General features: G+C 46.9%; 10 protein-coding genes. 4 read left to right on the top strand and 6 right to left on the bottom strand.

Translation table 11 applies throughout. The features are described 5' to 3' along the window. Positions 1 to 31: 31 nt before the first annotated feature. Positions 32 to 922 (bottom strand): divergent polysaccharide deacetylase family protein, encoded by an 891-nt coding sequence (locus tag QVA83_RS09330; protein WP_287498395.1) that lies wholly within the window; start codon positions 920 to 922, stop codon positions 32 to 34. A gap of 141 nt (positions 923 to 1,063) precedes the next feature. Beyond that, positions 1,064 to 2,227 carry a murein hydrolase activator EnvC family protein gene (locus QVA83_RS09325; RefSeq protein ID WP_069943636.1) on the bottom strand — a complete coding sequence of 388 codons (1,164 nt, stop codon included), beginning with the start codon at positions 2,225 to 2,227 and terminating at the stop codon, positions 1,064 to 1,066. A gap of 253 nt (positions 2,228 to 2,480) precedes the next feature. Here QVA83_RS09325 and QVA83_RS09320 point away from each other — a divergent pair, with 253 nt between their 5' ends. The 4 genes from QVA83_RS09320 to gpsA all read left to right on the top strand — a co-directional run bounded on the left by QVA83_RS09320 (position 2,481) and on the right by gpsA (position 4,793). Beyond that, positions 2,481 to 2,906, top strand: coding sequence for a rhodanese-like domain-containing protein (locus tag QVA83_RS09320; protein WP_287498394.1), 426 nt, complete (start codon positions 2,481 to 2,483; stop codon positions 2,904 to 2,906). Between the two features lie 12 nt (positions 2,907 to 2,918). Continuing rightward, complete coding sequence (gene grxC / locus QVA83_RS09315; RefSeq protein ID WP_014948069.1) at positions 2,919 to 3,179, top strand: glutaredoxin 3; 261 nt, start codon at positions 2,919 to 2,921, stop codon at positions 3,177 to 3,179. 62 nt (positions 3,180 to 3,241) lie between these two features. After that, positions 3,242 to 3,751 (top strand): protein-export chaperone SecB, encoded by a 510-nt coding sequence (gene secB / locus QVA83_RS09310; RefSeq protein ID WP_014948068.1) that lies wholly within the window; start codon positions 3,242 to 3,244, stop codon positions 3,749 to 3,751. 10 nt (positions 3,752 to 3,761) lie between these two features. Beyond that, entirely contained in the window at positions 3,762 to 4,793 is a 1,032-nt protein-coding gene (gene gpsA / locus QVA83_RS09305; RefSeq protein WP_502711460.1) for an NAD(P)H-dependent glycerol-3-phosphate dehydrogenase, read from the top strand. A gap of 90 nt (positions 4,794 to 4,883) precedes the next feature. On the opposite strand, the gene QVA83_RS09300 is transcribed toward gpsA, so the two are convergent. From QVA83_RS09300 to QVA83_RS09285, 4 genes are all read right to left on the bottom strand, one after another. Then, complete coding sequence (locus tag QVA83_RS09300; RefSeq protein WP_287498392.1) at positions 4,884 to 5,276, bottom strand: NAD(FAD)-dependent dehydrogenase; 393 nt, start codon at positions 5,274 to 5,276, stop codon at positions 4,884 to 4,886. A 159-nt stretch (positions 5,277 to 5,435) separates the two neighbouring features. Next, positions 5,436 to 6,845 (bottom strand): TolC family protein, encoded by a 1,410-nt coding sequence (locus QVA83_RS09295; protein WP_278344140.1) that lies wholly within the window; start codon positions 6,843 to 6,845, stop codon positions 5,436 to 5,438. Positions 6,846 to 6,849: 4 nt separating this feature from the next. Continuing rightward, on the bottom strand, positions 6,850 to 8,820 hold the full coding sequence (locus QVA83_RS09290; protein ID WP_156077823.1) for a MacB family efflux pump subunit: 1,971 nt from the start codon (positions 8,818 to 8,820) through the stop codon (positions 6,850 to 6,852). A gap of 1 nt (position 8,821) precedes the next feature. Continuing rightward, on the bottom strand, positions 8,822 to 9,903 hold a 1,082-nt coding region (locus tag QVA83_RS09285), incomplete at its 5' end, for an efflux RND transporter periplasmic adaptor subunit (protein WP_287498391.1).

Below are 9,903 nucleotides of genomic sequence, written 5' to 3'. Positions count from 1 at the left end.
AACTAACTACGTAAAAAATGGGGCAAAAATGCTATTCGTTTGGCGCTGTTTCCAAACGCTCAGCAATGGGTTTTTCTGCGGAGCTGTGCATTAGCCCACTGCTGTGTAAGGCATTTTCTTCAGTCATGCTTACTTTGCTATCCTTCATATCGGCGTTATTAAGTGAAGCCGTTTGATCGCGCTCTTTACCAAACTGCTTGGCCACTTTTGGCGCATGCGAAAAATAGTCGGTTACTGAGGTAAGGGTTAAACCTTCTTTTTCAAGTGAGGGTAAATGAGTTTTCAAGAAATCGACGGTTTCTGGGTGGGGATGACCAATCACAACAACATGACCATTCTTTTTAGCAATACGTTTCATGTGGTTGAACTGCTTAAGTAAGAATGCAGGCTCAAGCTTATGGTCCAGAAACACCTGTCTGCTTGCGCTAGGCACACCTAACCGCTGCGCAATTTCTTCACCTTTTGTGAGTACCGTGGTTCGGCTATCCACAAAAAACAAGCCTTGGCGTTTCACTTCTTGTAGGAGCGCTTCCATTCCTTTTTGCTGACCCGTGAACGCACTTCCCATATGATTATTCACACCAACCGCGTTCGGCACGCTCTTCATTGCCTTTCTCAAATTGTAAGTAATGGCACCTGCGAACATGTCAGTGGTTAACCCAAGGGGCCCCATGTCCTTTCCACTTTGCGCCTGCATAGGCATATGCAGCATAACAGCCCTGCCTTCTTGCTCAGCGCGGAGCGCAATTTCAGAAGCCAGCGGCGTTTGCGGAAGTATAGAAAAGGTAATTTCTTTAGGGAGAGAAAAAGCAGCGACATCGGACGGCCTGTATCCCAGGTCATCTAATATTATAATTATGTCTGACTTTGCTTTTACTTGAAGGCTAGTTAGCCCGCATAAAACAAAGATTATACAAGGCATTAGCAGACGCAAAAGCATCTAAGTCACATCCGTTTTTCATCATTATTATTAAGCGCACACTACACAATGCTGTGTTTTTTCTAGAATACCAACAACTGATTCAGTTTCAACTTAGTTTCTGAAAATCTAAAATTAACCTGCCTAGTCTAGCCAAGAGCTTGGATTTAGCGCCTTGCCTTTATGACGAATTTCAAAGTAAAGGTTAGGATATTCCTGACCACCACTTCGGCCCACAAGGGCAATACGTTCACCTTGCCTGACATCATCGCCAGCTTGCTTGAGTAACGCTTGGTTGTGACCGTAAACACTCATATACCCTTCGCCATGATCGACAATAGCGACCAGACCAAATCCGCGCAACCAATCGGCATACAACACTTTTCCAGGCGCAATGCTGTTTACAGGGTCGCCCTCAGCACCATCTATCACAATACCTTTCCAAGACACTTGCCCTTGGCGGCGACTACCGAATAAGTTTCGTATTCTGCCTTTTACAGGCGCTGCCAGCTTACCTTTTAATTTGGCAAGTCCATCCATACTCACTTCGGCTTCACGGGCAGCCCGTTCTGCGGCAATCCGCGCCGCTTCAATAGCGTCTTTCAGCGCTTTTTCATCAGCTTGTAGCGACGCAATACGCTGGTTTTCAGAGGCTATGGTTTGGTTTATTTTCTTAAGCGTTGCTTTTCTATCGTCCTGACGGGTTATAAGTACTGCTCGCTGACCTTCTTGCTCATCTTTCAATGCGGCAAGTGACAAGGCTTTTTCGCTAAGCTCTGCGTTAACTTCTTCAAGCCTAGCAACATTTCCCCTAAAGCTCTCAATCTCTTTTTGGCGCGCTTTAGCCACGTATTGATAATAGGTAATGACACGCTCGAACGTTCGCGCGTCATCTTGGTAAAACAGCATTTTCGCGTAGTCGTAATGCCCCGCCATAAATGCACTTTTAAGCTGGCTCGATAAAAGTGACTGCTGTTTACGGATAGCGGTTTTAAGCCCTTCTTGTTCTTCTTCGAGCTTCGCTTGTTCTTGCTCAATGTTTTTAAGTGACTGTCGGGTGCTGGATAGTGCTTTCGCCACTTTAGCGATTTCGAGTTCAGAGGCCTTCAGCACATTTTCTAATTCCTGTGCACTGGCTCTATTGTTCTCTAATACTTGCTGTCGAGCGCGCAGTTCGGCCTGTAACTCAGCTAATTTTTCTTTTTGACTATTCGCACCGCCTTCTTGTGCAATAGCACTACTTCCAATCGGCATAATTGCAAGGGCAACTATACACCCAATGATTGAAAGAAATAATCGTACTGACATACGTGCGCCTAGAACCTTAACTTTTTCATTGATGACTTAATGTGTTTCATCGTTGCTGTTAACAACGTTTTCCAGTGTATCTGACGCTCCTCCATATGCCCAGTGCAATTTGTTCGTAATATCAATCATCTAAAGTATTTAGCGCAAACCCGCTATGACTGACATCAATCATACTGAAAGGTAAGCTGGTTTCTCGCCCATTTTTCTATATACTTTGCACTCTTTTCATGGTCTGTAGACAGGGTTAGAGGTAATGGATCAACTAATTGAATTTGCTAGCAACAACGTTATTCTTGCTGGTATTTGGGTTGCGCTGGTTGCCATGTTGATATTTAGCTATATCAGTGCATGGACATCTTCAGTAAAAGAATTAAGCACACACGAAGCAACGGTTTTGATGAATAAAGACGATGCGATAGTGCTAGATACACGCCCTGCGAAAGAGTTTAAAGCTGGCCATATTTTGGGTGCCAGACAAATTAAACCTGAAGAGTTGCGTGAGAAAAACTTCAAGAAACTTGAAAACAGTAAAGACAAACCCATTATCGTAGTATGCGCTATGGGTAATCAGGCTCGTGGTACAGCAAATGCGATGCTTAAAGATGGCTTCGCGAATGTGAGTGTATTAAAAGGCGGAATGAACGCGTGGCAAAGTGCCAGCCTTCCCGTTTCTAAATAACAGGTAACCTTTATGAGCAAAGTAGAACTTTACACCAAGGGCCACTGCCCTTATTGCCACCGTGCAAAAGCATTGCTAACGCAAAAAGGTGTAGAATTTATTGAATACCCAATAGATGTTAAGCCTGAACTGCGCGACGAGATGATTGAACGCGCAAACGGCGGCTGGACTGTTCCGCAAATTTTCATTGACGATCAGCACGTTGGTGGCTGTGACGATATGATGGCTTTGGAAGCACAAAGCAAACTAAATCCAATGTTGGGTTTGGCGTAAAGCGTCAGCGCATACAGCAACGCACTACATTAAATTAAAACGACAATTAAATAGGAAATACCATGGCTGACGAAAATCAGACAAATAACGGCGAAGCAGCGGGCGCACAAGCGCAACAGAGTGCTCAGTTCAATATTCAGCGTATCTACACAAAAGACATTTCTTTTGAGTCTCCAAACGCGCCAGCTATTTTCACTAAAGAGTGGAAGCCTGAAATTAAACTAGACATCGACACTAGCACTAACAAGCTAGAAGAAAATGTATTTGAAGTTGTACTTTCAGTTACCGTTACGGCAACGCTTGGTGAAGAAACTGCATTCCTTTGTGAAGTGCAACAAGCGGGTATCTTCGCTATTGGCGAAATGCCAGACCAAAACAAAGCGCACACGCTGGGCTCGTTCTGCCCGAACATGCTTTTCCCATATGCGCGTGAAACCATTTCTAATTTGGTTAACCGTGGAACATTCCCTCCACTTAACCTAGCGCCTGTAAACTTCGACGCTATCTTTGCAGCTTACGTGCAAAAACGTGCACAGCAAGCGCAGGGCGAAGCGCCAAAAATGGACGCCTAATTAGGTGAACATGAAAGGCGTGGACATGCAGTCGCATTCGGTTTCAGAGTCTGTTTCAGTATTAGGGGCGGGGTCTTACGGCACCGCCCTTGCTTTTTGTCTTGCCAGAAATGGCAACCCCACACTGCTTTGGGGCCGTGATGAAAAGCACATTGCCGAAATGAAAGCGAACCGAGAGAATGCTCGTTATCTTCCCGGCGCAACATTTCCAGATGCCCTAGTGGTAAATGCCAACTTAGAAGAAGTGGTAGCCGCCAGCCGAGATATTTTAGTGGTTGTACCTAGCCATGCATTTGCGGCTATGCTTCAAAGCTTAAAACCATTGCTTAAACCGCATCAACGTATTATTTGGGCGACCAAAGGACTTGAACCAAAAACTGGCCGTCTGCTTCGCGATGTGGCAGAGGAAATACTGGGTACCGACTATCCCCTAGCCGTGTTATCAGGCCCTACCTTTGCTAAAGAAATGGTAGCGGGCTTGCCTACCGCAATTTCGCTGTCTTCCACTGACGATACGCTGAGTGACGAATTTGCAGCAAAGCTGCATTGCGCAAAGTCGTTCAGAGTATACAAAAACTCAGACTTTACTGGCGTTCAGCTTGGTGGTGCGGTTAAAAACGTTATCGCTATAGGCGCGGGCTTAGCCGATGGCCTTGGCTTTGGTGCAAACGCGCGAACGGCGCTGATCACCCGAGGTTTAGCAGAGCTTACCCGTTTGGGCGTGAAGCTGGGTGCAAATCCAGAAACCTTTATGGGTATGGCGGGTCTTGGCGATTTAGTTTTAACTTGTACAGACAATCAATCGCGCAATCGTCGCTTTGGGCTAGCTTTGGGTCAAGGCAAGAGTGTCGATGTTGCTATTGACGAAATCGGACAAGTGGTTGAGGGATATCGCAACACTGAAGAAGTGCATATATTGTCGAAAAAAGTAGGCGTTGAAATGCCTATTTGTGAACAAATTTATGCTGTGCTTTATCACGGAAAATCCCCTAAAGAGGCGGCCTTAGCTTTGCTTGGTCGAGACCTCAAAAAAGAAGCCTAGTGAATATTTGATGGTTTTTGCTTAGTAGTAAAAACCATCAGCCTCTTAACGCCCCACTATTCCTATCTTTTCCAGCTTATCAACCTGAACTTAGCGGCCTTCCCTTACCACGATCACTTTAGCGTTGTCGTGATATCTAGCGTGACTGCGCTTGTGGTGCTTCACTTTTTTCACCTTTTTGTAGGGTGAATCGACAACCAAATAGCGATTTCCATGCTTGCGATAGTAATGATTATTAGCAACGTAATAACGATGATTGTCGATAACCTCTACCCTATGTGCACCTGGCAAGACGTTAACGTACAGGCCAATTTCAGGAGCGCTTATGGCTACGTCAATAATCGGACGAGCAGGTTGCGTAATAATAGTGACCCTTTCATTCGCCCCGCTATTCGAGTGAGAATGATGACCTGAATGGGCGCTTGCTTGCCCTGCGATCATTAAGCAAACGCCGGTGATCATACTCAGGGTAATACGTTTCATAATGCTTCTCCAAACTCATTCGTGCATGTTCACAGGCTATATTAATGAGTGAAGCTGAACGAAACCTGACTCAGGCAGGCTTTATACCAATCCTTACAAAACGCACAAAAAAGCCCTGTTCACAGGGCTTTCGTATTGCTGCATGAGAAAATCTAAAAGCTATGGCGAAGTGATGTCGGCGCCTGCGCTTTCTCTGTAGGTGGCAATGACAGAAGAGAGTACGGCTTGATAATTACTGATCACAGATTGCCTAGCCGAGAAAAAGCTACGTTGAGCATTAAGCAAATTCAGAAAGTCAGTGTCACCGGCTTTGTAGCGAATATCCGCAAGACGATAAAGCTGCTGATTGTTCTCGAGCGAGGCTAACGCGTAGCGGTAGTTTTGTTGATTGAATACCAAGTTAGTTTGGCTATTTAACAACGCTTCTATCGCGCTAAGCACCGTCTGCTGATACTGTAAAATCGCCAAATCAACATCCGTCTTTGCCGCCTTCTCTGCAGCTTCTAACCGTCCCCCGTCGAACAGGGTTGCTGCTGAGCTTACTGCTGCGCCCAAGGTCCACCCTTGCGCTAAATCTAAAAGATCACTCACACCAATATCTGCACTTAAGCTCATGCCTGGAAGACCTGCCACTGACGCTTCGTAAAACGCTAAATCAGCCTGCTTAAATTGCGCTATAGCTAACTGAACATCTGGACGCTGCTTCAATACCTCAGCGCTTAATATAGGTGCCACTTCGGGCAGTGAAAAATCGGTTAGCGAAAGGGAAAGCAGCGCTTTTTGTTCAGGCGTATTAAATTGCATTGATTCATTACCTAACAATACCGCTAATGCCCGCTCATTAAGCGTTAAACTATTGCTCAGTCGCAGCACCTCCGACTGAGCACTGATCAAGGTATTGCGCTGTTGGGAAACCTCAATACCTGAGGTATCCCCCTCTTCGAAGCGAATTTGAACTAGGTTTAGCAGCGCTTCGCTAATCTCAACGTTTTGCATCGCAATAGACAGCCGCGACTGCAGTGAAATCTGCTCAAGAAGGGTATTTATAAACAACGCCTGGGTGTCTAACAGCGCATCGGTAAACTGATACTGTGCAGTATCGATACCTAACTGACGACTGCGCTGCTGAGCATCTCGTGTACCCCATATGTCCGCGTCATAACTCAACCCCAGTCCACCTGAGGTAGAGTGGCTTGAACGTCCACTATCTAGGTCTCTTCCACTGCGTCCAGATGTCCTCGCCGTTATAGTCGGAACGTCACCTGCGTTAACTTGTGCTAAGAGAAATTGCGCTCGTTTCACCCTCTGCTCGGCTTGATTAAGAGTTAAATTTTGGCTTTCAAGCGTCTTCATAACGGGCGCAAGTTCAGCCACCTCGAACACCTTCCACCATGATGTTGTTATTTGACTAGTCGCGTCCACAGACTTCGCTTTTTGTAGCGCCTGCGTGTCAGTTTCGGGCAACGTTGTAGAAGGTGAATAAGCGCAGCTTGCGGTCAGCACGATACAAGAGAACGCGCACAGTAATGAACGAGCGGCAAGAGGCACAGAAAAACGAAAAGAATGCATGGCGTTACTCCTCTGCCAACGCGTCAATGGGATTAAGCTTTGATGCTTTTTGAGCAGGGGCATAACCAAAAATGAGCCCTACAGCGAGAGATGTGACAAAAGCCAAAACGGGCGGCATTAGCGTGTAGGCGACAGGCACACTGAATGAAGCAACGATAAGGACAACAAAATAGCCCAGAAGAATGCCGAATATACCACCCAAGATACACACTACCCATGCCTCGATATTGAACTGGCGCAAGATATCGCGAGGTTTTGCGCCTGTGGCGATGCGTAGTCCAATCTCCCTCTTACGCTCAGATACGTTGACCAGCATGATATTCATTACACCGATACCGCCAACAAACAAAGATATGGCAGCAACAGACGCCAAGAGCCAAGTTAACGTGTCTTGCGTTTCCGTGACCGCCTCTACCAGTGACTCTGTGGTACGCACCATCACGTCTTCTTGTCCGTGACGTTCTACCAACAGTGCCAGCACATCGTCTTTTACCTGAGTGGCTACTTCGGTACTTTCTGCCTTTATGGTAATGCTGCTTAAGTAATCCCGACCAAATACCTTCAAACGACCAGTTGTAACCGGAATGAGCACTTCGTCATCCATATCGTTACCACCTGCACTGGCGCCCTTAGAATGAAGTACACCTACGACCTGATAAAAGGCATTTTGCATCAAGATGTACTCGCCTACTGCCCGATATTTATCTTCAAACAAGGTCTCAGCTACCGTATCTCCAATTACCACCACAGGCGCATAATTTGTTACGTCTTCATCGCTGAAAAACACGCCCTGCGCCATTTCCCAGTCTTTAGCATGAAAGTAGTCAGGTGTGGTGCCTGTAATACGTCCTGAAAAATCGTTTTCGCTGTATCGGATGGTTGCCCTTGCACTTCTTTCCGGCGCGACATAAGCCACACCCGGAACACTTTTCAATGCAGTGGCATCGGCTAACGTCAGCGATGCAATATCACCGGATGAGCGCATGTTTCGTCCACCCGGCCTAATCGAAATCAGGTTCGTGCCAATGGTTTCAATACGCTCTAGTACCTGCTGTTTACCTCCCTCACCGATGGCCATCATGGTCACCACTGCCGCTACTCCAATAATAATTCCCAAGAGTGTGAGCAAGGTTCTAAACCAATTCATTCTAAGGGCAGTGAACGCCATAGATAGGGCTGAAAAAAGTGAGATACTTGGAAAAGGTTTAATTGCCGGTACTGATTTGGGCTCTTGAGAATGTGCGTGCTGCACTGAAGCCGCATTCTTTTCAACTGATTCACTTGTGCTAGGCGCAGCGGTTTTGGTATCTGTTACAATTTTCCCATCAAGCAAGTGTATTTGCCTGTCGGCATGTTCAGCAACTGCACTATCGTGGGTGATAAGAATAATAGTCACCCCTTCTGCGTGTAGCTCGCGAAGCAATGCCAGTAACTGCTCTCCGCTGGCCGAGTCAAGCGCCCCGGTGGGCTCGTCGGCTAGTATTACTTCTGCACCATTAATTAAGGCTCGCGCTACCGAGACACGCTGTTGTTGGCCACCTGAAAGCTCTCCGGGTTTGTGCTCTTTTCTGCTTGAAAGGCCAAGCTTATCAAGCAGCTGTTGCGCTTTTAGAGTGCGATCTTCGCTAGGCGTACCGCTGTATATTGCTGGCAGCGCCACGTTTTCAGTGGCGTTTAGCGACGACAGTAGCTGATAGCGCTGGAAAACAAACCCAAACGTTTTCAAGCGAAGAGCTGAAAGCTGGTCTGGGTTTAACGAAGACACTGACTGCCCGTGGATACGGTACACCCCTTCTGAAGGGGTGTCTAAACACCCTAGGATATTCATCAAGGTCGACTTACCCGACCCCGACTGCCCCATAATGGCGACAAATTCACCCTTATCGATTGATAACGAGACGTTATCCAATGCGGTGACTTCAAACCCTTCTGTTTTGTAGCGACGTGATACGCCATTAAGCTGTATTAACGACATATTAGAATCCGTCACGGCGGCGCGGTGGGCCTGATGGCGGCTGCCCACCCGGCACTCTGCGCATGCCCGCGGCCGGCATTGCGGTGCCGTCTGCTAGACCCACAACCACTTCATCACCTTCTGATAGGCCTTCTATAATTTGAATATGGGTTCTATTTTTTATGCCTACTTTTACTGGCGTGCGAACCACCTCATCGCCCTGTTTAAGCATCACGAATTGATTGCGAGCTCGTCCTTTTACTGCCGCTAACGGCACAGAAAGCGCGCCTTTCACCTGCTCTTGCACAAAGAACACTTGGGTAGTCATGGCGTCCATTAACGTGCGATCAGGATTCTCAACATCGATTAGCACTTGGTATAGCACCACGTCGTTGAGTACGGTGGGTGTAGGTAGCACTTGACGAACGGTAGAGTGGTAGAAGGTTTTGTTATCACCCAAGGTAGAGAAATAGACTGGCATGCCGCGCTTTATTTTCTGCACATCGGCTTCAGACACTTCTGCGCGTAGGGTCATTACTGATAAATCGGAAATTTGAAGCAACACGGGGGCGTTTTGATTAGCATTCAAGGTTTGCCCCTCACGCACCGGCAAGGTGGCTACAGTCCCGGATATTGGCGCAAATATCTTTGCAAACCCGAGCTTAGTAATATCCCCTTCCAGCGAGGCTTCGTCGGCTTTAATCTGTGCGATGCTCGCCGTGATCTTGGTATCGATAACTTTAAGGTTTGTATCGCTGCTTACGACTACATCTTGGCTGACTGCATTTTGCTTAAACAAATTTTGATTGCGTTGCGCTCTCACTTCGGCGAGTTCTCTCTCTGCCCGCAGCTGAGCCAGCTGTGCTTTTTTGCTGTCCAGCGCCGCTTGAGAGTTCTGTACTTGTGTTTCAAATACACGGGCATCGATCTCTACCAGCAAATCGCCTTCTTTAACAATATCCCCCTCTTCTACGTGAATATTGTCTACCTGACCTGAAACCTGCGCGCCTACCTCTACGTAGCGCTTGGGCTCAAGCTGACCTGTAGACACCAAATTTAATTCGATATCTCGTACCTTTGCATCTTGAAAGAGATATTCGGTAT

Source organism: Alteromonas sp. AO-Serp, assembly GCF_017849675.1.
Taxonomy (GTDB): domain Bacteria; phylum Pseudomonadota; class Gammaproteobacteria; order Enterobacterales; family Alteromonadaceae; genus Alteromonas; species Alteromonas macleodii.
The sequence above is the reverse complement of the archived record's forward strand: the minus strand, read 5'-3'. Positions and strand labels throughout refer to the sequence as shown.

Bases quoted from the DNA above. Each gene is read 5' to 3' on its own strand.
- QVA83_RS09330 (WP_287498395.1), bottom strand. From the start codon at position 922: ATGCCTTGTATAATCTTTGTTTTATGCGGGCTAACTAGCCTTCAAGTA.
- QVA83_RS09325 (WP_069943636.1), bottom strand. From the start codon at position 2,227: ATGTCAGTACGATTATTTCTTTCAATCATTGGGTGTATAGTTGCCCTT.
- QVA83_RS09320 (WP_287498394.1), top strand. From the start codon at position 2,481: ATGGATCAACTAATTGAATTTGCTAGCAACAACGTTATTCTTGCTGGT.
- grxC (WP_014948069.1), top strand. From the start codon at position 2,919: ATGAGCAAAGTAGAACTTTACACCAAGGGCCACTGCCCTTATTGCCAC.
- secB (WP_014948068.1), top strand. From the start codon at position 3,242: ATGGCTGACGAAAATCAGACAAATAACGGCGAAGCAGCGGGCGCACAA.
- gpsA (WP_502711460.1), top strand. From the start codon at position 3,762: ATGAAAGGCGTGGACATGCAGTCGCATTCGGTTTCAGAGTCTGTTTCA.
- QVA83_RS09300 (WP_287498392.1), bottom strand. From the start codon at position 5,276: ATGAAACGTATTACCCTGAGTATGATCACCGGCGTTTGCTTAATGATC.
- QVA83_RS09295 (WP_278344140.1), bottom strand. From the start codon at position 6,845: ATGCATTCTTTTCGTTTTTCTGTGCCTCTTGCCGCTCGTTCATTACTG.
- QVA83_RS09290 (WP_156077823.1), bottom strand. From the start codon at position 8,820: ATGTCGTTAATACAGCTTAATGGCGTATCACGTCGCTACAAAACAGAA.